Source organism: Bradyrhizobium sp. CCBAU 051011, assembly GCF_009930815.1.
Taxonomy (GTDB): Bacteria; Pseudomonadota; Alphaproteobacteria; order Rhizobiales; family Xanthobacteraceae; genus Bradyrhizobium.
On the sequence record NZ_CP022222.1, the window covers coordinates 8439164 to 8462763 of the forward strand.

The 23600-nt window shown below is 59.5% G+C and carries 22 protein-coding genes; 9 read left to right on the forward strand and 13 right to left on the reverse strand.

Annotated elements, in window-relative coordinates; translation table 11 throughout:
• Positions 1 to 30 precede the first annotated feature (30 nt).
• The 3 genes from ACH79_RS39780 to ACH79_RS39790 all read left to right on the forward strand — a co-directional run bounded on the left by ACH79_RS39780 (position 31) and on the right by ACH79_RS39790 (position 2001).
• Entirely contained in the window at positions 31 to 321 is a 291-nt protein-coding gene (locus tag ACH79_RS39780) for a hypothetical protein (RefSeq protein ID WP_057861978.1), read from the forward strand.
• Positions 322 to 442: 121 nt separating this feature from the next.
• Positions 443 to 694: a helix-turn-helix transcriptional regulator gene (locus tag ACH79_RS39785; protein ID WP_065755493.1), complete on the forward strand. Its 252-nt coding sequence runs from the start codon at positions 443 to 445 to the stop codon at positions 692 to 694.
• Entirely contained in the window at positions 694 to 2001 is a 1308-nt protein-coding gene (locus tag ACH79_RS39790; protein ID WP_161855643.1) for a type II toxin-antitoxin system HipA family toxin, read from the forward strand. Before ACH79_RS39785 ends, ACH79_RS39790 begins: the two co-directional genes overlap by 1 nt.
• A gap of 24 nt (positions 2002 to 2025) precedes the next feature.
• Here ACH79_RS39790 and ACH79_RS39795 read toward each other — a convergent pair whose 3' ends face one another.
• Together ACH79_RS39795 and ACH79_RS39800 are read right to left on the reverse strand one after the other, a co-directional pair.
• Positions 2026 to 2166 carry a hypothetical protein gene (locus ACH79_RS39795; protein WP_156435723.1) on the reverse strand — a complete coding sequence of 47 codons (141 nt, stop codon included), beginning with the start codon at positions 2164 to 2166 and terminating at the stop codon, positions 2026 to 2028.
• Positions 2167 to 3541: 1375 nt separating this feature from the next.
• The gene (locus ACH79_RS39800; RefSeq protein ID WP_161855644.1) at positions 3542 to 4327 is read right to left on the reverse strand and encodes a YopT-type cysteine protease domain-containing protein; all 786 of its coding nucleotides are present in this window, start codon (positions 4325 to 4327) and stop codon (positions 3542 to 3544) included.
• 150 nt (positions 4328 to 4477) lie between these two features.
• Here ACH79_RS39800 and ACH79_RS45380 point away from each other — a divergent pair, with 150 nt between their 5' ends.
• From ACH79_RS45380 to ACH79_RS39825, 5 genes are all read left to right on the forward strand, one after another.
• Positions 4478 to 4900, forward strand: a complete 423-nt coding sequence (locus tag ACH79_RS45380; RefSeq protein WP_161855645.1) for a HipA domain-containing protein — start codon at positions 4478 to 4480, stop codon at positions 4898 to 4900.
• Between the two features lie 344 nt (positions 4901 to 5244).
• Positions 5245 to 6735 (forward strand): PLP-dependent aminotransferase family protein, encoded by a 1491-nt coding sequence (locus ACH79_RS39810; RefSeq protein WP_161855646.1) that lies wholly within the window; start codon positions 5245 to 5247, stop codon positions 6733 to 6735.
• A 100-nt stretch (positions 6736 to 6835) separates the two neighbouring features.
• Positions 6836 to 7465 carry an FMN-binding negative transcriptional regulator gene (locus tag ACH79_RS39815; protein ID WP_161855647.1) on the forward strand — a complete coding sequence of 210 codons (630 nt, stop codon included), beginning with the start codon at positions 6836 to 6838 and terminating at the stop codon, positions 7463 to 7465.
• A gap of 68 nt (positions 7466 to 7533) precedes the next feature.
• Complete coding sequence (locus tag ACH79_RS39820; RefSeq protein WP_161855648.1) at positions 7534 to 8154, forward strand: LysE family translocator; 621 nt, start codon at positions 7534 to 7536, stop codon at positions 8152 to 8154.
• Positions 8155 to 8905: 751 nt separating this feature from the next.
• Entirely contained in the window at positions 8906 to 9685 is a 780-nt protein-coding gene (locus ACH79_RS39825; protein ID WP_161855649.1) for a hypothetical protein, read from the forward strand.
• 440 nt (positions 9686 to 10125) lie between these two features.
• Here the strand turns inward: ACH79_RS39825 and fdxB are convergent, their stop codons facing one another.
• The 8 genes from fdxB to nifD form a co-directional block, all read right to left on the reverse strand.
• Positions 10126 to 10419 carry a ferredoxin III, nif-specific gene (fdxB, locus tag ACH79_RS39830; RefSeq protein WP_161855650.1) on the reverse strand — a complete coding sequence of 98 codons (294 nt, stop codon included), beginning with the start codon at positions 10417 to 10419 and terminating at the stop codon, positions 10126 to 10128.
• 13 nt (positions 10420 to 10432) lie between these two features.
• Complete coding sequence (locus ACH79_RS39835; protein WP_057861972.1) at positions 10433 to 10633, reverse strand: CCE_0567 family metalloprotein; 201 nt, start codon at positions 10631 to 10633, stop codon at positions 10433 to 10435.
• 9 nt (positions 10634 to 10642) lie between these two features.
• Positions 10643 to 11113 carry a NifX-associated nitrogen fixation protein gene (locus tag ACH79_RS39840; RefSeq protein ID WP_161855651.1) on the reverse strand — a complete coding sequence of 157 codons (471 nt, stop codon included), beginning with the start codon at positions 11111 to 11113 and terminating at the stop codon, positions 10643 to 10645.
• A 7-nt stretch (positions 11114 to 11120) separates the two neighbouring features.
• Positions 11121 to 11516: a nitrogen fixation protein NifX gene (nifX, locus tag ACH79_RS39845; RefSeq protein ID WP_057861970.1), complete on the reverse strand. Its 396-nt coding sequence runs from the start codon at positions 11514 to 11516 to the stop codon at positions 11121 to 11123.
• Positions 11513 to 12919, reverse strand: coding sequence for a nitrogenase iron-molybdenum cofactor biosynthesis protein NifN (gene nifN / locus ACH79_RS39850; RefSeq protein WP_161855652.1), 1407 nt, complete (start codon positions 12917 to 12919; stop codon positions 11513 to 11515). Before nifN ends, nifX begins: the two co-directional genes overlap by 4 nt.
• 9 nt (positions 12920 to 12928) lie before the next feature.
• A complete protein-coding gene (gene nifE / locus ACH79_RS39855; RefSeq protein WP_161855653.1) occupies positions 12929 to 14593 on the reverse strand; it encodes a nitrogenase iron-molybdenum cofactor biosynthesis protein NifE in 1665 nt (554 codons plus the stop codon).
• A 99-nt stretch (positions 14594 to 14692) separates the two neighbouring features.
• Complete coding sequence (gene nifK, locus ACH79_RS39860) at positions 14693 to 16252, reverse strand: nitrogenase molybdenum-iron protein subunit beta (RefSeq protein WP_161855654.1); 1560 nt, start codon at positions 16250 to 16252, stop codon at positions 14693 to 14695.
• A gap of 72 nt (positions 16253 to 16324) precedes the next feature.
• Complete coding sequence (gene nifD, locus ACH79_RS39865; protein ID WP_161855655.1) at positions 16325 to 17827, reverse strand: nitrogenase molybdenum-iron protein alpha chain; 1503 nt, start codon at positions 17825 to 17827, stop codon at positions 16325 to 16327.
• Between the two features lie 727 nt (positions 17828 to 18554).
• Here nifD and ACH79_RS39870 point away from each other — a divergent pair.
• The gene (locus tag ACH79_RS39870) at positions 18555 to 20855 is read left to right on the forward strand and encodes an NADP-dependent malic enzyme (RefSeq protein WP_161855656.1); all 2301 of its coding nucleotides are present in this window, start codon (positions 18555 to 18557) and stop codon (positions 20853 to 20855) included.
• A gap of 431 nt (positions 20856 to 21286) precedes the next feature.
• On the opposite strand, the gene ACH79_RS39875 is transcribed toward ACH79_RS39870, so the two are convergent.
• The 3 genes from ACH79_RS39875 to ACH79_RS39885 all read right to left on the reverse strand — a co-directional run bounded on the left by ACH79_RS39875 (position 21287) and on the right by ACH79_RS39885 (position 23253).
• Positions 21287 to 21508, reverse strand: coding sequence for a hypothetical protein (locus tag ACH79_RS39875; protein WP_161855657.1), 222 nt, complete (start codon positions 21506 to 21508; stop codon positions 21287 to 21289).
• Positions 21509 to 21518: 10 nt separating this feature from the next.
• A complete protein-coding gene (locus ACH79_RS39880; protein WP_161856809.1) occupies positions 21519 to 21713 on the reverse strand; it encodes a 4Fe-4S binding protein in 195 nt (64 codons plus the stop codon).
• Positions 21714 to 23064: 1351 nt separating this feature from the next.
• Positions 23065 to 23253, reverse strand: coding sequence for a hypothetical protein (locus ACH79_RS39885; RefSeq protein WP_161855658.1), 189 nt, complete (start codon positions 23251 to 23253; stop codon positions 23065 to 23067).
• Between the last annotated feature and the right edge of the window lie 347 nt (positions 23254 to 23600).

Here is a 23600-nt window from a genome sequence, read left to right on the forward strand (position 1 = left end):
GATCTATCTACGGAATGGATCGACGAAGCGATGGCGATCATCGAGCAGATGACCGGGCTTTTTAGAGCAGAGACCGTCGGGCTCCCGTTGCGCGTGACGCGCGATCTGCAATTCCGCAAGACAGTCCTCGAACAGGTCGCGGATATTACCGCCGAACGGGACGCGCTGTGGCAGCGTCTCGCATTGCTAGCGAGACCGTCGCGGTCAACCCGCCCGACCAACCGGCCGTGTAAGCAATTGGGGGCGCGTCGGCGGGTGCTTTCGCGCACTGCGGCGCATCGGATCATTACGCCCATCCAGGGGCCGGCGCCAAAATGGTAGTCTATGCGACATTTCCGATAAATTGATTTTATGCGATCGGGCGCATAACTTTTGTTTATGCGCCAGATACGATATTGCTCTTTTATCGGGTTTAGCGAATAACGGGGCCGGAGAGTGAGCCATGACCGATCTCGCAAGAACACCGCAGCAGATAGGCAATCTGGTACGCCGCGCCCGCAAAAAGCGCGACCTCAGCCAGACGCAGCTCGCCGACCAGGCGGGAGTGCGGCAGGAGACCATTTCCCTGATCGAGACCGGCAACCCGGCGGCAAGGCTCGAGACTATCCTCGCTGTGCTGGCCGGTCTCGACCTTGAATTTCGCATTGTGGCCCGTCGCAAGGCTGGCCCGGCGGACATCGAGGAAATCTTCTGATGGGCCGCCGTCCTCGCCATGCACCGCTGCGTGTGCTCCTCAACAACCGACTTGTTGGCCACCTCACCAAGGCGGCAAGCGGTGCTATTCAATTCCGGTACGAGGATGATTGGCTCGGGTGGGAACATGCCCTTCCCGTCTCGCTGTCGCTGCCGCTGCGCGAGGATGCCTTCCGAGGCGAAGCCGTTACGGCTGTCTTCGACAACCTCCTCCCCGACTCGGACGCCCTGCGCCGCCGGGTGGCGCAAAAGGTCGGCGCCGCCGGGACCGATGCCTACAGCCTGCTCGCTGCGATCGGCAGGGACTGCGTGGGCGCCCTGCAGTTCGTCGCCGACGATGATGATCGCCATGGCGATGGTCACACTATCGTCGGCGACGCCGTCGACGACGAAGCGATCGAAAAGCTTCTCAAGGGGCTTACCCAGGCTCCGCTCGGGCTCAGGCGCGACGATGATTTCCGGATTTCGCTGGCAGGCACGCAGGAGAAGACGGCCCTGCTGCGGAACGGCGGCAAATGGCTGAAGCCGCGCGGCACAACGCCGACCACCCACATTTTCAAGACGCAAATCGGGGAGCTGCCCAGCGGCATCAACCTCTCGAACAGCGTCGAGAATGAATACTACTGCCTGAAACTTGCCGCCGCCTTCGGCCTGCCGGTGAACCAAGCCGAGATTGCCACTTTCGGCAAGACAACGGCGCTCGTGATCGAGCGCTTCGACCGGCGGTGGACCCGGGATGGCCGTCTGCTCCGCCTTCCGCAAGAGGATTGCTGTCAGGCCCTGTCGGTACCGCCGACGCGCAAGTACCAGAGCGATGGCGGCCCCGGCATGGGGAAGCTTCTTGGTCTGCTCAAAGGCAGCGATAACCCCTCCGAGGATCAGGCGATCCTGTTGAAGGCACAGATTTTCTTTTGGATGATCGGCGCAACCGACGGCCACGCGAAGAACTTCAGCGTCTTCATAACACCGGGCGGCCGCTATCATCTGACACCGCTCTATGACGTGCTCACGGCACAGCCCAGCCTCGACACGGGCCAAGTCCAACGCAAGCAGATGAAGCTCGCAATGTCGGTAGGGACGAACAACCATTACCGGATCGCCAAGGTGCAGGGTCGGCATTTCGTACAGACCGGCCGAGTGGCGGGCCTACCGAAAAAGCTCGTGCAGGAGTCAATCGAAGGGGTAGCCGCTGCCGCTCAAGCTGCGCTCGCCAAAATCGAAAGCGAGCTGCCAATGGGCTTTCCCGAGGCAATTCATACTTCGGTGAAAGCGGCCGCTATGCAGCGCCTGCGTTCATTGAAAGTATAAGCTGGCAGGTCAGGGCTTCATCAATCACGCTGCATCTGGCGCAAGACCCGCCGCCAGTCGCTCAACGAGTGTGACGCCGTCGCGTAACGCGCTCTCGCGGATGACCAGTCGCTGGCGTTCGCGGTAGCTGGCGTCGCCGGTTCTGGCGATGTCGTCGGCATCCACCGATCCATCCCGATGGGCGAGCAGATGCCGCTGATGGAAAACACCTGCGGCCGCCGTTTTCCGCCCGCAGCAGCGCGGAAGTGCATGGGGGCCGCAGGCCCCAAAGCAACGGAACCGACGTCAGCCGGAGGCTGGCCGTTCAGACTGCGTCACGAAACGCTTCCGGCGACGTGCTCATCTTTCAGATAAAGCTGGCCAGGAGCCTCTCGGCCTCCTCGGTAGATTGTCCGGCGTCGGTCATGCGTTCAATCAGCCTGCGCTGCCGAGCGAGGGTCGTCTCCCCGTCCCGCACATGCCGCTGGAGCATCTGAAGCGCGGTTTCACCGTAGCGCATGCCTGAGCATAACAGCTTTCGGCTCTTTCTGCAGACCTGCGCCAGTGATCGTTACCGGATGGCAGAGACGGCAACGGCGGCGCCGGGAACGCGGCGAGTAGGGCTCGGTCCGGACGGACGAGGCAGACTAGGATTCTTTGTGAAAGAGGATGTCGTTGACCCGCCTCTTTGTAAAGCGCCTCGATCTCTCTGCTGAACATCCGCTTTCCGGTATCGTTCAAGATGAACGAGCCCAGCCTTTCAAAACGCTCAAACAGCAGCGCGACGTCAGGCGTAAGCCCTCCACTCGGTAAACAACGCCAGGAGATGGTCGCTCAGCGCCGTTGCGGCGCTCAAGCCCTTCAATCTGTTTCCATAACTCTCCTTCGTCACCTTTCCAGGCCCACAGGAAGGGGGATTCTACAGCACGAACCTGCTCCCTGTTGTCGCGTGCAATGACCGCACCAAACAAGTGGTGAAGCGCTTTCCAGCGCCCCGCCCGTGTGCCGTAGAAAGGCGCGGCGCGCTGGCAACCTGATTGATGTGGGACCATAAACGTTTTTGGCTGATGAGATGCGGTTCGGTAGGCCCGGACCTGCCCGAAACTAGCGGTCCGGGGCGCAGCCGAAATGTCGGCTAAAATTTGCAATCGCGCAGATGTAGGATTGTCGAGTCCACGGTCACAGATTGCGGACCATCATGTCCTCGATCATTCGGTGCCGAAGAGGGCTCATCGTGGCCACTGGGTCTTCTGTCTTGAGAGGGTGGTCGAAGACCAACATCCTCTCAGATAGGACACCTCAGTTCAGCAGGGTTGCCCCACTCCCGTCCAGCGGGTTCGTTCAAACGTGGCGAGATCAAATGGGATACACCCGGGCGAGATCATCGGAATGCGCGTGAACGAGCCGCTTGGCAGGTCGAGCCGGTATCTTTCGGAGCCCCCATCCGGAACTCGAAAACCCACGGCGGCCGCAACGGGGCATCATCGGGAAAAGTCGGTATCAGCACGATCGGCCCATTCGGCCGCGCGGGCGCCAATCGGCTGTGGCCTGAAGGCCCGGCTCAAGACATTTTTCGTGTGGCAATTGATTCCAAATACAGCCCGTTGGGGTCGATATATCGGTCCGCGAGGCGTTGGAGCAAGGTATCCACCTGGTCTGATGTAACACTGAACTCTCCATAGTTTGGATCGAAGAGCGTGGTCCTTCCATCGAAGGTCGACGTCGCAACTGTGTGTCCCCCACCTTCGACGAACTTCAAACTAAGCAAATAGCTCGATCCGTCAGCAGTGAGTTTGCCCAACATGCTCGAGATACTCGCAGGGTCGTCGAAGCTGTAAACCTTCTCTTTGTGGGATGGTCGCAAACCTGCTTCCTGAAACATGGCGTATTTTGCGTCACTGTTGGCCTGAGGAGGTTCTGCTCCTTCGTTTCGCAAGTCCTCCCTGATATCTTGATAGCGCTGCTGCCACACAGCCGCTGAGTCGTGCCCGTCCGATCCGGGCGTTAGCGTAGTCATTCGGGATCTTGGGCTGTACTGGAGATTGCCGAGCCATTCCGCAGCCAGCCCAACGCATATGCCGTCTACATTCGCGTCCGCCAATTCGGCCACCCTGTAGTCGAACAGTGGGTCATTCGGCCTCACTGGACCGGATGTACTCGGGTTGTTTGATTCCGAGACATCGGGCTTGCTGACACAGCACCCCATGTCGGGCAAGTCCCCAGGCAGCGGGCTCCGCCGCAGCGCGAGATCCGCAACTGTTTCCATAAAGCTGTCACTGTCCACCGACTGACTCGGTTCGACAGCTTGGGTCGGCGGTGTGGATAAGTTACTGATCCGATCATACATGGCCGTTCGCTTTCCTTCAGCGTAAGTCCCATCGCAACACTAAGCTGCTCAGGGGTGCTCCGAATGATAGTCAGAAAAGCTGATCCCAAGCTGACGGCCAGGCGCTACTCAGGTTAGGGAGACGGACGGGACGCGCGGACCAAATCGTACATGTGGGCGTATCGCAGCGGCCAGGATAGCCCACAGCCGGTCGCTGCTGTCCGATTAGCAGGCTGGTCGTGGCCAGGAGCGGATGATCAGGCGGCGCTGCTCAGAGCGCAAATCTTCTCTTGGCTGATCGTCGCGAGCGATGACTATGCGAAGAATTTCAGCATCTTCATCACGCCGGCGGCGCTATCATCTGACACGCTTTACGACGTGCTCACGGCACAGCCGCGTCTGGACGCCGGTCAAATTCAGCGCAAGCATGAAGCTCGCGATGTCGGTAGGGACAAACATTCACTACAGGATTGCCCAAGTAGACGGCCGGCATTTCTTGCAGATAGGCGAAGCCGCGGGCGTACCGAAAACGCTTGTTCAAGAATCAATCGAACGTGTCGCCTTCACCGCTCAAGCTGCGCTCGGCAGAATTGAAAGCGACCTGCCAAAGGGCTTTCCCGAGGCAATCCATAATTCGGTGAAAATCGCCGCTATGCAGCGCCTGAGTTCATTGAAAGTGCACTAGCAGAAAGATTACGATTTGCTACCGGGGGCGAACTGCATTTGCGCCGTATGGCGCTTGCAACCGCACCGGCCGCCGTTGACTAGTACGCACGAAGTGGTCGCCGAAACGAAGACGCTGGATTGGATTCTGAGGCACCCCCCCGGAATAGCGCCCCCCGGCTTGCCTGCGCCACTAACTCCTCAGAACAGCTTGGCATTAAAGGCGAATAGCTAGAGAGTGGCTTATCAAGCAAGCCTAGTTATGCGAACTTTCGATGGCACAGATCAAGGCGCCCCCTGGGCACCGCACCCCGCGAATGGGAGCGCGTCAGATCTACGAAGCGCTTAGGGATCAGATCCTGGGGCGCGTGTACGGCGCCGATGGGCTGCTGCCGTCGTCCCGCGCCCTCGCCGCGGAACTCGGCGTATCTCGCGGTACGGTGACGATCGCCTATGAGCAACTCGCGGCGGAAGGCTTCATCGAGATCCGCCATGGCGCACGACCGCGCGTTGCACAAGCTGTTATCGAGGGGGGACGCGTGCGCACTACGTCGCGGCCGTTGTCACGGAAGGTGCGACTGTCGGGGTACGGTGAGCGTTTGAGACAGGTCGCGCCGCGCTCGGAGGAGCAATCTCGCAACCTCCTCGCAAATTTTCGATATGGTGACCTCTCACCATCGGATTTCCCCGTGCTCGCGTGGAAAAGAGCCGTGGTCGCTGCAATGACACGGCGGCCCGCGAGATTGGCCTACAACGATCCTTGCGGCTCCCGGCGGCTGCGGATGGCGCTGCAGGCCTATCTCTGGCGTTCGAGGACCGTGCGATGCGACGTTGATCAAATCATCATCGTGAACGGTTCGCAGCAAGGGCTCGATTTGTGTGCGCGACTGCTGCTCAACTCCGACGATCGGTTCGTCATGGAAGACCCTGGCTACCTGATGGCAAGGCACGTCTTTGCGGCGAACGGGGCTGCCGCCGTGCCGATTCCAGTCGACGTCGACGGAATGGACACGGAGCAGCTTGCGAAGACCGAAGCGCGGCTCGCGTACGTGACGCCGTCGCATCAATTTCCGCTGGGCGGCGTCATGCCGATCGCGCGTCGGCACCAGTTGCTCGCCTGGGCAAGAAAGTTCGACGCCTATGTAATCGAGGACGACTACGACAGTGAGTACCGATACGACACTAAGCCGGTCCCCCCGCTGCATGCGCTCGCAGCTAGCCAGGACGTCATCTATCTAGGGACAGTCTCCAAGACGCTCTCGCCTACGCTGAGGATCGGCTATCTGGTGGTGCCCTCTCAACTCCAGTCCCTGTTCGCCGCGGCCAAGCAGATCATGGACAGGCACACGCCGCTGATCGAGCAGGAAGCGCTCGCGACAATGTTCGAGACCGGTGCATACGACAGGCACGTCAGGCGAGTCCGACGGCGCAACGGCGAGCGACGGCAAGTCCTGCTCGACGCTTTGCGCCGCAGATTTGGCGATCGAGTCCAAATCGACGGCGCAGCCGCCGGCTTGCATGTGGTGGTCTGGTTTCGCGATCTGCCCCAAACGTCCGAAGCAGCGTTGATCGAGGCTGCTCGCGTCAAAGGCGTCGGCATCTATCCGGTCGCCCCACTCTTTCACCCCCATCCTAGCCGCCGGCAGCGGCCGGACGTTATCGGGCTTGTCATGGGTTACGCCGCACTGGAGGCGCGCCAGATTGAGCGCGGCTGTCAGCTTCTGGCTCAGGCGGTCGATCAGCTTCGTTCGCGGCGATTGTCCTAGTCGCCATGCCCCTCCAACTGGACCATCAAAATCAGTAATAACTGGCAGTTCTAACCGCACCAGGCTGGGTCTATCCCAGGACCGAAAGAGGAGAACCGCCATGTATGTGCCCCCCGCCTTTAAAGATGACGAGGTCGAAAGCATCCGAGCGACCATTTGGTCCGCCGGCCTCGCCAACCTGGTCACGGCCACCGCGGACGGGCCGATAGCGACGCCCTTGCCGCTCTTCCTCGATGAGACCGAAGGAGAGCACGGAGTGCTGTACGGGCACTTGGCGAAGGCCAATCCACAATGGCGTTCGGCTCCGACCGGCGAAGCTCTGGCCATCTTCATGGGTCCGGAAGCCTACGTGACACCCTCATGGTACGCCACCAAGCAAGAAACCGGGAAGGTAGTGCCGACATGGAATTACATCGCCGTCCACGCGTACGGGCCGGTTGAGTTCTTCCACGAGCCCGAACGTCTGCTCGAGGTGGTCACGTTGCTAACGAACACCCATGAGAAGTCGCGCGCGAAGCCCTGGGCCGTCAGCGATGCCCCCACCGACTTCATTGCCTCCCAGCTGCGAGGGATCATCGGAGTACGCATTCCGGTCACCAGGTTCGAGGGCAAGCGCAAGATGAGCCAGAACCGGCCGGAGGCTGACCGCATCGGCGTCGCCGCCGGCCTTGCGGCTTGCGAAAAGCCGCAGGATCGGGAAGTGGCTTCCCTCATTCCGATTCCGGCCTGAGGTTAGCAGTCATCGTGTGCGAAGACCGGCCCTAGACGAACTGGTTGACGCGATTAGAGGGGTGGGCGATGCCGGACTTCCAGACGTTCTTCCTGTTCTTGGCAGCGTCGCTGCTTGTGGCGATCACGCCGGGGCCAGGAATCTTCTATATCGTGGCGCGAACGCTTGTCGGCGGCAGAACGGAAGGGTTGGCATCGAGTGTTGGCCTAGGTCTCGGCGGCCTTGTGCACGTGTTCGGCGGCGCCGTCGGCATATCAGCGCTCGTCATCGCAAGCGCCGAGGCATTCACTTTTTTGAAGATCGCGGGCGCCCTGTATCTCATCTGGCTCGGGCTCAAGACCTGGCGCGAAGCGCGCATCGTCGAGCCGACCAAGATGCAGACGACCGGGGTGCGTCGGGCCTTCCGCGACGGCATCATCGTCGAGGCACTAAACCCGAAGACGGCCGCATTCTTTCTCGCCTTCATTCCCCAGTTTGTCGACCCATCCGCGAACGTCGCCGCGCAGTTCATCGTCCTTGGGCTCATCTCGGTTGCACTCAACACCAGTGTCGATTTGGTTGCGACCCATTTGGCTGCGAGAGCGAGAGCCGGCCTTCGACCGTTAATCCTTGCCAAGATGCGACAGGTGTCGGGTGTCATCATGTGCGCACTGGGAGCTACGCTAGTCTTTGCCCGTCGCGCGAGTTGATATCCGCAGTTGGCTCATATCGATCGACTTCTCGTGCGCCTGTCTGAATGTCTTCTGTCGCTAGACGGCCATGGCCGAGAAGCAGCAAAATCGACGCGAATGCCCCTTCTGCGAGTTCGGGAATGGCCGAGTTGACTCCGAAATTCGCTCCGGAGCTGACACCCGGATATTCCTGGCGCGCTGCGCGTGCCCCAAAAAGAGCAAATCGTTGATGTAGATCATTTCCCGAGACTGCCAGGAATCGTATTCTCCACCTGGAAAATGAGGGACGTTCCACATGGTACCGGGCTCAATAGCACATCACGAAAAATGCCCTCAGTGTGGCTCTGGACTAGTCCACCTCGAGTGGTATGAACGCGTCAATGGACAGGAAATCCACCATCTTTGGCGCTGCTGGAACTGCAAAAACGAATTTGTCACCGTCCTCACTTCTGACGAGAAGGAGCCGCCAGTCACTGAGATCACAGAACCATTCTTTACCAGCTTGCTAGTCTGATCAATGACGCCCGAGCAGGTCGGCCTTACAAGGAAATCATTCGATGCATGTGGTAGTTGCGCCGCGACATCCGCTGACCTGTGTCACAGTCGGTTCATTGGACGAGCCTCCGATGCAAGAGACCTGTTCGCAAGCGACATAGAGCGGCAGCGGATCACGCTGATGGACGTAATCGCCGCGCTGGTCGGCTCGCTCGACGAGCGTCCGCTGCTCCGATCAATACTCACGAATTCCGCAGTTCTGTGAGAGCGAGAAATGGCACCCCAGCCTATTGTCCGCAGAGGTGTCAACGCGGCCTCGCTTTGTTTTTTGCTCACCGCCTATCCAACTGCGTTACAGGCTGAAGGCGTGGATACTTGCAACGCCATATTGTCCGATGCACTACTAACAAAGCGGGTTGGGACAAACGACCGAGGTTATCAAGCCGCAGAGCATTATTGGGCGTGCAGCGCCAGCAGCAGCCAAATTCAGCGTCACTTTCAAATGTCAAAAACCCGGCAAACTGAGGCAAGCGAAGGCGGTGGCTACGCGGGTGTCACCATACAAGGCTCGCACAGCACGCTCGTCGCCGATCATAGTAACACCGACGAAATCGATGCCTGGAAGCGGCTGAACTGCCTAAGGACTGATCGTCAGCACAACGAAACGGCAGCAGGTTTTCTTTCCGAGCAGTACCTCGGTCCGGGAGTCGCCGAAAACTGGGCAAAATGTATAGCAAGCCGCGATGGGTTGCAGTGCACCGGCCGTCGCCAAAAAGCTGGAATAAGTTTCACCGTAAGCTATCACAGCTACGATGTCGCCCTCCCAGTGATAACCGAATTCACGGTTCACCGCGGCAGCACCTCAGAAAGACTCGCTCACGGCGCTAGAATATTGATCGGGACCAAAACATCTTTTATCAGACGAGATCCGAGCACCGACACAACCATTACCCTGAATGCGGTACGAGGCGGTAGCATTGCTATTTCCTGCAAAGTATTCGTGCCAAAAGATCAACCTCCGCCCGAACCGCCAAAGCCGAGTCAAGTGCGATAGAATCCAAAGTGCTGGATCCGCTACCATCTCGGTCGGAAATGGTGTGGTGGAACCATACGGCACGGACCAAGAGCCACCCCGGCTGGGAACGAGCGTGGGTGAGGCCGAAGAGAACGGCAGGACCTTACGAGCAAAACGGATTGGTGAGAGACACGGCTCGTTCGCGACAGCGGAATGAAGTTAAGAGTGGGCGATATCCGGTTCCATATGCCGCAGATGTTGAGCCATCCGAGCCGGCATTTTCGATTCGAGTTTCGATACCTGCGGGCGACGAGAACATGATTCTACCTTGGGGTCGGCTCGGCACCCGCAAGCTGGCGGGAATGGATCGGCGTCGAGGGGCTCTATCCCGAGCGCAGCACGTGGAAGAGTCCCTCCCTTCAGCGAGGCTTTGCCGTTCAAGTCGCGCTTGCCTGCGGAACAGGCGGACAGAGGCGCTGTCAAGCGGCTTCCGATGCGGCGGGCTGGTGGGTCTGGCAGTTGGTCGGACAAACCCGGGCGCAGGCGCCGCAGCCGATACAAGCGCCCTGGTCATTCATCACCATAATCTTCTTTTCGATCTCATCGTCATCGTCGAGGTCGACAAGATCGCCCTCCTCATTGATCCCCTTCAATGTCATGACGTCGCGGCCGCAGATCTTGAAACAGCGGCCACAACCGATGCACTTCTTGGGATCGATTGAGATCAGGTAGTTCGGCGTCCAGTCGCGGCCATCGCGCGTTGCAAATGACATGATCGGATACCCTTTAGGCCCTTTCCAGCGCCTTGAGATCCTCGCGCTTGCGCTCGAGTTCGGCAAAGGCATCGTGCGCCTTCTGCGCTACCGCCATGATCGAGGTCCAGTTGACGGGAAGTTCCTCCGACAAATCGTGCAGATCCATCTTGGCCTTCGTCGCCTTGACCGATAGCTTTCTTATTTCCGCTTTAAGCATTTCAAGGTCGCTCATGAGCTGCTCTCAATAGTTAGCCACGTCGGGAAATTTCCGGGTCATCTCGATGCCGCCTTCGACGTATTTGCCACCCTCCGCGACGAGCTGTGCGAGATTGTCAAAGCCAAAGCGATGCACATCGCGCAGCTGCTTGTTCACCACGATCAGCCGGCCGCCGATCAGCACCATGCGGCCAAAGCCTTCATGGTGCATCTTCAGCATCGGCTGGATCATCACACCCGTCGCCTTCTCGATCGAGAGCGCGACTGCATTGAAGAACAGCTCCAGCCGCCAGACCGTATCCGGATCCGGATCGCCGACGATCGGCAGCGCGCGCCGTTTCTCCTTGTCCAGAATATACGGTTCGAGCAAATCGAGATCGCTCTTACCGTCCCACGCGCCATGGACGTCCTGGGCGCGCCAGATCTTGATCAGTTCCCTCACGAATGGCGCACCGAGCGCGCGATCGGTCTGCACGATATCCGCGGCTTCAGTCATGTCGTCCTCATTCTTCGAAATCGAGCGTGCGCTTCTGGTCCTTTGCCAACGCCTTGCGCAGCCAGGGTGGCGGCGTACCCTTCAGCACGTGCCGAAGCTTCTCGACCAGCACCAGGATGTTCTCGGGCTTGTTCACCTTGATCGGATGTATATTGTTCGCCACTACCCGCGCGGCACCGGAGCCGCCGATGGCCCCGACATAGAGGATGGCGCAATCCTTGATTGCCTCGATCTTGGGCGCGAGCTTGTCCTCGTTGCCGTCTTCCTTGAGATCGCCGTCGAACTCAATTGCCTTCAGAAATACGTGCCCGACCGGCCCAACATCATAGATTGCGATGTACTTGGCCCAGCCAAAATGCGCATCGACGCGCCTCAAGTCTTGGGTAGCGAATGCGACCTTCATGCCATCGACCCCTCTGTTGCGTCAACGAAGCTGCGGCGGCCGGGTTTTAAGGACCGTCTCGAGGTCCGCCAGCTATCGGGCGCCGGCTGATGATTTTCCTCGCGGTCGGCGATCACGAGATTGGCGAGACTGAAGATCACATCGCGCGTGCCGCGATAGCCGACGTATAGCTGGTGTCCCGCGCCGATTCGATCGAACATCGGAAATCCCGCGCGATAAAACGGAATCTTCAACCGCGCCGCCGCTTGGCGGCCATGCGAATGCGTAATCAGCAGATCGCAATTCCTCGTCCCAGCAAGCTCTTCCAGATCCTCGAGATCGCCGATCAGCACCTCGTTGGTTCCGATCCGCTCCAGCACCGGCGACTGCGTGGTCGTCACGGCCGCCGTCACCTGCGCGCCCATCTCGTGAAGCATGCTGGACAGGTCGAACAGGAGGTCAGGCTCGGCACCGATCGCGAGCTTGCGGCCGCCGACATGGAAATGCGCGTCCAGCATCGCATCGCTGAGTTGGCCGCGCTGGCGTCGATATTTAGCTGGCACAGGGCGGCCACTGATGTCGCTCAGAAAAGCGATGAATTCATCGTTGGGGATGAGGCCGCACAGCCGCTCGAACAGGCGGAACGGCACCCCAGTCTTGGCCTGCATGGCTTCTGCCGCCCGCCGCATCTGCTCACCGATGGCAATGGTCCAGCTGGACCGGCCCATGCCCGCTACTTCGTCAACCCCGATGCCACCAATGGTCGTTGGCGTAAACTCGTCCGGGATATGCCCGTCCAGAGATCCCGCGAGATCAGGCAGGAAGGATGGATTCAGGCCGAAATCCTCCAGGATCGTCCTAAGTTCGTCGAGGTCACCCGGCGTCAGGTGACATCCGGGGAGGACATTCACCCGCACGGGATCACGCTCCACCCCGGCCGGAGGCGCCTCCACCAGTACCTCGACCATGCATGCCACTGTCTTTGCCCAGCCATCCTGGAACGCGTCCTTGAAATCGGGCGTCGAGACAAAGACTAAAGGACATTTTGCGAGCTGCGGATGCTGCTCGCGGATCAGCTTGATGTAGCCGTCCACGTCATCGCCATTGGTTTCGGTCACTCCGGTCGAGCAGATCCCGATGATCTCCGGCTTGGCACGTTTGTATATGTTGAGGATAGCCTGCTCGACATTTTCATAACCGCCGAGCACGGTCGCCACCTCGCTCATCGCAGTCGTCTGCAGCGGCACCGCCTCCTTGAAATGCCGCACGAACAGCGTGAGCCCGAAAGATGTGCACCCTTGCGAGCCGTGCAGAAGCGGCATCGCTCCACGCAAACCCATGAAGGCGAATGCGCCGCCAAGCGGCTGACTCATCTTCAGCGGGTTGATCGCGCAGGCCTTCTTCGGCGTGGTGACGATCGCCATGACGCCGTCCTATTCCGCGGCCTGCAGCATGGCAGGCGGCGAGGACACCGGCATTTTCGTCAGGATGTCCTCGATACGCCTCTTGCAGCAGCCACCGAACGCGCTGGTGTGCTGCCTGACTGCCTCGACGCTGGTCAGGCCATGGGAGCGGATCGCATCCTCGAGGGTGCCGAGATCGACCTCCTTGCAGAAGCAGACCTTTTTCGCGCGCCGGGTCGTCTCCGGATCGGCGGCGACATCGACAGCCTGGACGTCGATCTGCGCCATCCTGTTGGTCTGCCTATTCTTGGCCACCTCCTCCCACGGCGCTGGTCGACGCAGCTGCTCCCACATCGGGTTGAACAGCGCCTTGTCGATCTCCTCGACCAGCTTCACCATACCGATGTAGCCCATATAGGCGTGGCAGCGTTCCTGGTTGATGTCGAGCCAGGGCATCGCCGCTTTCAGCGCAACAAATTGCGATTTGCCGCCGGAGAGCATGATATCTGCTTTCGCGTCCTTCAGCATTTTGTATATCTCGCGCGGCGTCATGTCCTCGATCATGAGGGCATCCTGCCCCATGAGCTCCTTGATGCGCTCTTTGTCCTGCTTGGTGGATTTTTTGACGCTGGTGCCGACCAGCTCGAGCCCCGCCTCCTGCAGCGCCGCCACGACGGACCAGGATTTGACGCCACCGGTGATCAGTAGTGCCCTCTTACCGGCAAAGCGGGGCTTGTACAGTTCGATCGTCGCCCAGGCGCGTGCCTCCTCGCGCGCGATTACCGACTCGGTGCGCTCGATCAGTTCGCAAGGCGCCCCGCGCTCGACCAACAGACGAGCAATCTGGCGCAGCGAATCGCTAGAATCCTGGATGCCATAGAACGAGCCCTCGAAAAACGGGATGCCGTAACGGCCCTCCATTTTGCGCGCGACATTGATCATCGCCTTCGAACATACAATCATGGCAGCGCGGGCCCGGTGCGAAGAGGCGACTTCGCGGTATTTGCCGTCCCCCGAGATGCAGGAGAGGATGCGGATCCCGAGCTCGTCAAGCAGCGGCTTGACCTGCCAAAGCTCGCCGCAGAGGTTGTATTCGCCAATCAGGTTGATGTCGTAGGGCGTGGTGTAGTCCGGCTCTTCCGTGCCGATGACATGCTCGAGCAAGGCCTCGCCGGCGAGCTTGTTGCCGAGGTTCTTGGGGCCGACGAAGCCCGGCGAATTTATGGGAATGACCGGTTTGCCGAGCTTTTGCGAAGCCGCCTTGCAAACCGCATTGATGTCGTCGCCGATCATGGCGGGAACGCAGGTCTGATAGACGAAAATGGCCGGCGGGTTGTACTTTTTGATGATCTCTTTGATTGCTTTGTAGAGACGCTTCTCGCCCCCAAATACTATATCGGTTTCGTTCATGTCAGTGGTGAATCCGGTACGCCAGATGCTGGCGCCAGACGACGCCGCACCGCGGTTATCCCAGGAATTACCCTCACAGGCGATCGGACCGTGCACGAGATGGGCGACGTCGGTAAAAGGCTGCAGCGCAATTTTGGCACCGTCGAAGGCGCAGCCGCCTGCGGCACCGCCCGGCTGCAGCTGCTTGGCACAGCCCTTATTGCGCTCGGCATCCGATTTGTTGGCGTTCTTGGCGCAGCCCGGCTCGTTGAAGATCTTCTGGATCGTGGCCGATAGCGAACTCATCCGTCTCTCCTCTCAACCGAGCTTGTTCGCGAAGATCAGTCCATCCTGCGCTTAGGCCATCGCCGACGTTTGTCCGACGATGGCGTGCGCCGTTCGTCATCAACGAATGATGTCGAAGCTATAGTCGGTCTTGCCGGCAATGTTGGTCTTTTTGTCGATCTCGTCGAAGATCTTGTCGAGAATCTTCACCAACACGTTCATGCCCCCCTGATAGCCCCACAGCGGAGAGCGATGATGGTGATGCCGATCGAAGATTGGGAAACCGATCCGGATCAGCGGCGTACCGGTGTCGCGCTCCAGATACTTGCCATAAGTGTTACCAATCAGGAAGTCGACCGGCTCGGTGAACAAGAGCGAGCGCATATGCCAGAGGTCTCGCCCCGGATAGGCATGGCAGTTCTGCCCAAACGGCGAGCTCCCAAACAACGCCTGCATTTTCTCCTCCCAGGCCTTGTTGCCGTTCGTGGCCAGCACATGGATCGGCTCGGCGCCAACCTCGAGCAGGAAGGCAGCCAACCCATAGCAGAGATCTGGATCGCCATAGATCGCGAATTTCTTGCCGTGAATATGCGCGCTAGAGTCGGCCATCGCGTCGACCAAGCGGCCGCGCTCTCGAGCCAGTTCCTCCGGGATGTCTTTGCCACTGATGCGCGACAGCGCCATGAGAAACTCATCCGTTGCGGACACGCCCACCGGATAATTGAAGGCCACGACCTCCTGGCCATGATCGGCGATGAACGGCAGCGTCTTTTCCGTGCACCACTGCTGCATCGAGATCGTTGCCTTAGCGTGAACCGCGTTGGCGGCGTCTTCCAAAGTCGTGCCGCCGTCATACATTCGGAACTCGCCGTCGGTCGGTGTATCGAACACATCGGAATTATCGGCAAGAACGGTGTTCTGGATGCCCATCAATTCGAAAATGCGCTTGATCTCGCGGATGTTGCCGACCGTGTAGCCGTCAAAGCCGCCGATGAGGTTGATCTTCTTGTTGGGCGCGCGCTCGAGTTTCGAGGCTGTTCCGGCCTTGCCGTCCCAGAAATGCTCCAAAATGCCCTTGAGAGCATTGTCGTACCCGGTGACGTGGCTGCCCACGAAGGCTGGCGTATGCGCAAACGGCACATCGAAATCAGCTGGCACCGAGCCTTTTTCCTTGGACGTTTTGATGAAGGCGTTGAGGTCGTCTCCGATCACCTCCGCCATACAGGTGGTGGAGACCGCGATCATCTTGGGCTTATACATATTATAGCTGTTGGCGAGCCCATCGATCATGTTGTTCAGCCCGCCGAATACCGCAGCGTCCTCCGTCATCGACGAGGAGACGCAGGAGCTTGGCTCCTTGAAGTGCCGCGATAGATGGCTGCGGTAATAGGCCACGCAGCCTTGAGAGCCGTGCACGAAGGGCAGCGTGCCCTCGAAACCAACTGAGGCGAACACCGCGCCTAGCGGCTGGCACGCCTTGGCTGGATTTACCGTGAGCGCTTCCCGCGCAAAATTCTTTTCGCGATATTCGGCTGTCTTTGACCATTCCCTGACGCGTTCCACCTCCGCGGGATCGCGGGGATTCTCGAACATCTTCTTCTTGTTGGCCAACATCTGCTGGTATTCCGGACCGCGGAACAGCTCGAAATGATCGAGCACGTGTTCTGCACTCTGCGCCATTGGTAGGATCCTTTCGAAAATAATGATCAATTTTGGCTTCGCGCTCTCACCAGAGAGCCGGGCCACTTTGGGTTATTCGGCAGCCATCAGCTTCGGCTTCGAGACGTTTTTCCACGGCGCTTTGGTCTTTTTCCAGATCGGTGAGTTGATGGCCATGTCCATGTCGCGCGCGAAGACCGCAAATCCATCATAGCCATGATACGGACCCGAATAGTCCCAGGAGTGCATTTGGCGGAACGGCACGCCCATCTTCTGGAAGACATATTTTTCCTTGATGCCTGAGCCGACCAGGTCAGGCTGGATCTTCTCGACGAAGCGTTCGAACTCGTAGCCGGTGACGTCGTCGTAGATCAACGTGCCGTCCTTGACGTAATGCTGGGCAGTGCGCTGGTAGTCGTCATTGTGGCCGAACTCGTAGCCGGTGCCGACGACCTCCATGCCCAGGTCCTCGTAGGCGCCGATCACGTGGCGCGGACGCAGTCCGCCAACGAACAGCATCACGCTCTTGCCCTCCAGGCGCGGGCGATATTTAGCGATCACTGCGTCCACCAGCGGCTGATATTTTTCGATCACCCGCTCGGCACCCTCCTTGATCTTGTCATCAAAATAACCGGCTATCTTGCGCAGCGACTCCACGATCTTGGAGGGCCCGAAGAAGTTGTATTCGCACCAGGGAATACCAAATTTCTCCTCCATGTGACGCGAGATGTAGTTCATCGAGCGGTAGCAATGCAGCACGTTAAGCTTCGCCTTTGGCGTTGCCTCGAGCTCGGCCAGGGACCCGTCACCGGACCACTGCGCGATCACGCGCAGGCCCATTTCCTCAAGCAGAATTCGGGATGACCAGGCGTCGCCGCCGATATTGTAGTCGCCGATGATCGCGACATCGTAGGGCGTCGGCTCGAACGTCGGCTTACTCTCGGGCGTGACCTTGTCGAAGACCCAATCGCGCACTGCGTCGTTGGCAATATGGTGGCCGAGCGACTGTGACACGCCGCGGAAACCCTCGCAGCGGACCGGCACGATGGTCTTGCCCTCATATTCCTTCGATTTTGCCCTGGAGACCGCCTCGATGTCGTCACCGATCAGGCCGATCGGGCATTCCGACTGGATGGTGATGCCGTTGTTGAGCGGGAACAGCTCCTGGATCTCGTCAATGATTTTGACGAGCTTCTTGTCGCCGCCGAACACGATATCCTTTTCCTGGAAGTCGGATGTGAACTGCAAGGTGACGAAACTATCGATGCCTGTCGTGCCGACGTAATAGTTACGCCGCGAGCCCCACGAGTACTGTCCACAGCCGACCGGACCGTGGCTGATATGGATCATGTCCTTGATCGGTCCCCAGACCACACCTTTGGAGCCCGCGTAGGCGCAACCGCGGATCGTCATCACACCTGGGATGGATTTGAGGTTAGACTTGACTCCGCAGTCCGACTTGCCGATCTCGTGAACATTGAGGTGCTTGGCGCGCCGTTTTGCGGTCTTCTCCGGATAGACCTTCAGCACCTCCTGAATCAGCTCTTTGTTGCGGGCTTTGATTTCTGCGATGCCCTGGGACGTGGCGAGACTCATGCTGATATCCTTAAGTTTCCTGTTGCGACGGCGGCTCTCCGCCAAGAGTTTTGCAACGACCGTGCCAGCCGCGCGTGAGCGCAAAAAAACAATGCAGTTGAAAGTACATAGCCACGTTCGCGCGGGTAACCGGACTGTTGTTGCAAACCCGACATCGAGCGTGTCTACCGTTCTCGTTTGATCCTGTTCGAAACAAAAATAAGGTCGGGCGCGCGTGATATTGCATCGCATTTGCCCCACAAGACCGCGAAAACATTGCGACACGGGGCCCGCTGGCGGAATTGGCACGTGTTGAGGCGCCCCAGCTGCAAGGCTGGCCAGCCGGTGTGAATCACCATCGTCGCGAAGCCTGACCGCTGCTCAGCTCTTGGCGACGCTGGTGCGTGCGCACATTGCGCCTGACCTCCCTCGCTATTCTGATCCCCAATCCTCTTGGGCCGACCAGCCAGAGAGACCGCCGCGGCCGTCCCGCAGGCGTTGTTCGATTGCCTGACCACTTCAAGCCACAGCGCTCGTGCGATTTCCGCTCTATGGTCTTCTGCATGCGCGTCGCAGACCGCCCTAGCTGATGTGCCTTGAAGCCATGGGGCCTGTAGATGGGGGTACGATCCGATGTTGCATCCAGGCTGCCGGGCGTGCTTCACATCCGGCTCCATCCACCGGACAACTGACCTTGGTTAGACGAGCATAGAACTAGAAGCGTGGGGTCAGGAAACACGAGAGTAGCATGTCATCCCATTCTGAAGATCTCCTTTCGGCGGCGCTGGCCTATCACCGGCTGCCGCGACCCGGTAAGCTCGAAATCCAGGCGATCAAGCCGCTCGTCAACCAGCGCGACCTTGCGCTCGCCTATTCCCCCGGCGTTGCCGCCGCCTGTAATGAGATCGCCAAAGACCCCGCTGAGGTCGCCTCGCTGACGGCGCGTGCCAATTTGGTCGCCGTGGTCAGTAACGGCAGCGCCGTGCTCGGCCTCGGCAATATCGGCCCGCTGGCGTCCAAGCCCGTGATGGAAGGCAAGGCGGTGCTGTTCAAGAAGTTCGCCGGCATCGACGTGTTCGACATCGAGATCAAGGCCGACACGATCGAGCGGGTGGTCGACACCGTGGCGGCGCTGGAGCCGACTTTCGGCGGCATCAATCTCGAAGATATCCGCGGACCGGAATGCTTCTCAATCGAGGCGCAGCTGAAGGAGCGCATGAAGATCCCAGTCTTCCATGATGACCAGCACGGCACCGCCATCATCGTGGGCGCTGCGATCGTCAACGCGCTGCTTCTAAACGGCAAGAAGCTGCCCGACGTGAAGATCGTCTGCTCCGGCGCCGGCGCGGCCGCGATCGCCTGTCTCAACCTGCTGGTGTCGCTGGGGGCGCAGCGCAAGAACATCTGGGTCTGCGACATCGATGGCGTTGTCCACGAAGGCCGCAATACCTCGATGGACCCCTGGAAGGCCGTCTATGCGCAGACCACTGATGCGCGGGTGCTTGCGGATGTCATCCCCGGTGCGGATATCTTCTTGGGGTTGTCAGCGCCGAACGTGCTGAGACCGGAAATGGTCAAGCAGATGGTCGACAAGCCGCTGGTGATGGCGCTCGCTAACCCGGTGCCGGAGATCATGCCGGACGAGGCCCGCAAGGGCCGTCCCGACGCGATGATCTGCACGGGACGTTCGGACTTCCCGAACCAGGTCAACAACGTCCTGTGCTTTCCCTTCATCTTCCGCGGCGCGCTCGATGTCGGCGCCACCGAGATCAACGAGGAGATGAAGCACGCGGCGGTCGATGCAATCGCGCAGCTTGCGCGCGATCCTCCGTCGGACGCGGTGGCTTGCGGTTGCGATGCCAACGAGACGCAGGGCTTTGGGCCGGGATCGCTGATCCCGAGCCCCTTCGACCCGCGCCTGATCCTGCGCATCGCGCCGGCGGTGGCGAAGGCTGCGATGGACTCCGGCGTTGCGACGCGGCCCATCAAGAATTTCGACGAGTATCGCGGACTCCTCGAGCGGTTTGCGTTCCGCTCCGGCCTCGTCATGAGGCCGATGTTCGCCAAGGCCAAGACGCAGCCGGTTCGCGTCATCTACGCCGAGGGCGAGGACAAGCGCGTGCTGCGCGCCACGCAAGTGGTGCTCGAAGAGAAGCTGGCGCGGCCGATCCTGGTGGGGCGGCCCTCGGTGGTCGAAACCCGCATCAACCGGTTTGGCCTCTCGATCAAGGCAGGCGAGGATTTTGACCTTGTCAATCCCGAGGACGATCCGCGCTATCGCTCCTATGTGCAGTCCTATATCGACATCGCAGGACGCCGCGGCGCCACGCCAGATGCGGCGCGCACGGTGGTGCGCACCAACAATACGGTAATCGCGGCGCTCGCTGTGGTGCGTGGGGAAGCCGACGCCATGCTATGCGGCGTCGAGGGGCGGTACATGAGCCACCTGCGCCATGTGCGCGAGATCATCGGCTTCTTGCCGGGGACCAGCGATTATGCGGCGCTGGCGCTGATGATCACCAGGAAGGGCTCCTATTTCATCGCCGACACTCAGGTGCGTCCCAGCCCAAGCGCGGAGGAACTGGCGGAAATGGCGTCGCTGGCGGCGCTGCACGTCCAGCGCTTCAACTTCAAGCCGAAGGTCGCGTTCGTGTCGCATTCCGACTTCGGCAGCTATGACACTGATTCCTCGCACAAGATGCGCCGCGCGACCCAGCTTCTGAAGGAGAAGCACCCAGAGCTCGAGGCCGACGGCGAGATGCAGGGCGACACCGCGCTGTCGGCCGCTGCACGACGGATAGTGTTGCCGCAATCGAGGTTGGAAGGCGAGGCCAACATCCTGATCATGCCGACGCTGGATGCGGCCAACATAGCCTATCAGACGATCAAGGTCCTGGCGGATGCGCTTCCGGTCGGACCGATCCTGATCGGTCCGGCGCGGCCGGCGCATATCCTAACGCCCGGGGTGACCGCGCGCGGCGTCCTCAACATGACGGCGGTCGCCGCCGTCGAGGCCCAGGAGCGCGCCGGCCGCCCGCAACTTGGCTAATTGAAGGCGTCGCCTTCTGGGCGCAGACAGTTTCGATTTAATCTCGGAGAGCGGAACGACCATAATCATTCCGCTCCTCCCTCCGCTCTTCCCGCATTCGCAAGGCAGTGTTGTCCACCAGCCAGCATTCGCTACCTTCGGGAGAGTTCTGTTCGCGGCCTGTTCATCTACACGGGGACGACGAAGCTGTTCGGCATACAGCAGACCCGCCGATCTCATCGCGACTAAGTTTTACGGGGCATTCGCGCCTACACCGCGCCGCTTGAGTGCGCGACCGGATGCCGACGAAGCAACTTCTTGCGGTTGTGGTCGGCGCGCTCGAACTCATCCCGGCGTTGATGATCGCGTTGAACTTTGCTGCTCGCTTCTTTGTGTTTGTCTAGGTCCTTTATGTAGGGATCTCGACTTGTTATTTGTACGTCTTCCCGGAATCAGCCGGCGCCCGGCAACGCAGGGGACTGATCGATGCCGTGAAGCACTCGCGACATCGGCGCGCTGTTCATGAACTCCGACCATGTCCGACGACGGCGGCGCGCCCTCTTCGCTGCATGGGCGATCGCATAAGTCACACGCAGCTTGGCACCAGCGAGGCCGCCAATCAGAAACGCCGCGAATAATGTTTCAATCTTGCTGCGCGCAGCGGACCCGCTCATGGGCCGCTCCTTATGCCGGCACGCACGTGCCGGGCACCGGGCAGATAACGGCGCATTGCGGCGTGTCGCAATGCCCCTCGCATTCAGTGCACTTCTTCGGATCGATTACATAGATGTCGTTCTTGAGGCTGATTGCTGCGTTCGGGCATTCAAACTCACATGCGCCGCAGACGGTGCACTGGGAGGCGATTATCTTGTAGGCCATAAACTCCGATTCCTTGGGCAGGCGACGGGACATCTTTCTTCCCTTCAAAGCTCGTGCCAAACGCCGAGCTGATTTATCTCCGCTATTTTCCCTCCTGTGCATGTCCTGGGCCAGACAGCGTGTCGCGACCGCGACACTCGGCTCACAGACGCTTGATCTGGAGGCCGCACTTCTTGAGCGCGCAGCCGGCGTGGGTTAGCCCGAAAAGCGAGTGCCTCCCGCCTGCACTCAGCCCGACTTCTCCATGGCCGTCGTAACGTGGTCGCGGTCGGTCATTTTCGCGCCGTCCCAAATGCTCCGCGGTCTCGTCCGGGTTCGGCCGCAGCTGTAGCGAAGCTCAATGCACGACCGTTCTGTCTTGCTTTCCGCGCATTTGATTAATTCTGCGATCCGCGGTCTACCCATGCCTAATCAGCGGCAGACCAATCTCCTTTTTGGGGGCCGCATACAAGCCAGTCCCAGTCGCGAGTTGCTCTCCGTCAACAAGACGTTCAAATCGTTTAGTCACGTTTTGAGCGGCACAGGCTCCGAATTGAGTTTGGAGCCTCAACGTCAAGGGAAGTATGGTCGCTAAGAGCCGTTTAAAGGCGGAACGGTGTTCAAGCAGGTCGCTTCTCAACGATTTTTCGCTCCGCATCAGGAAGCTCGGTTTGAAGCAAACTACGAACACGCCAAATGTCGTTCCGCACGGATTGACCTCACTTAAGCTAGCATCAATCGAAGTCATCCCGGATCCCGATACTTAGTTTAGAACCTACCTTTGAAAACTAACCAATCGTGCCATTCTTCAGCAAGCTACCGTATATTTGCCTTGCGCCTCCATCTCGAATGATTGCTGTGCGCGAGGTTTGTATCGATCGATGCCACTCATCGCAGCGTCTCTGTCGATAGAACGCCTCGTCCAGACACAATCTGTGCAGGATAGCCGTTACCTCGCTGAAGCGCCGTGGAGATTTGATCACACTATCCAAGGCTTATGACGATACGATTACGCGCTTCTCGTATGCCTAAAGGAGGCATCGAGCACATCTTCGGGTGAACCGTAGTGCGATGGCGGGTGGATTTGGGCTAGGTGTGGTGAGCGGCAACCGGTTGTGGCGCAAGCTTGCACGTAGAACGAGGCGGAGGCAGCCAGCGCATCGAATTCTTCTCTGGACTGTTATCGGGATGGACGAGACGACGATCTGGTGGTGGACGAAGGTAAGCTGTTGGCTGATCGGGACGCGATCAAAAAGAGCCTTGAAGCGATTCCTTGGCCGGCTGCGCGCCGCCCCAGGGTGCTGGAGCGCTTCCCCGCTCAATAAACTGAGCTCCCCAAGAGCGCGATGCGGGCCCGGACGCCCTCGACCAGTTAGAAGTTGAGATCTGTTTTGGCTTCCGCATCCTGGCCATTGTCGATGACTTCACGCGCGAATTTCTTGCTTATCCTTGATACGTTGGCCGCCAGGCTTGCGGGTCGGGCGAGCTCAATGCTGTGATTGCATTGCGCGTTTGTTCCGGCGATGATCGTCCCTGATAGCGGCAAGGAGCTCACCAGCATGGCAACATTGCGCGGGTCGCAGCACCGAGTGGCACTACATCGAAGCGAGCCACAGTTATCCTTCGTCCAAGTGTCACATCAGCTCATCATATCTCTTGTATTCATCGGTGTGACCGTTGCCAACCCGACTGCCACACTCACTCGGCGGAAGGGGCCATCAGTTACAGAGTGCTAGGTATTTCGGGAACACTGGCTGGTAGGCCGCGTCCCCATGAACAGGTTCCATTTTGTGGAGTAGCATCATGACGCCTGCAAAATCCTCACAAAATAACGTGTGTGCTGACTTGAGGGGTGTTCTGGAGCATGCTGTCCGGATGGTGCCCGAAGCGAGGCGGACCTCTTCGTTG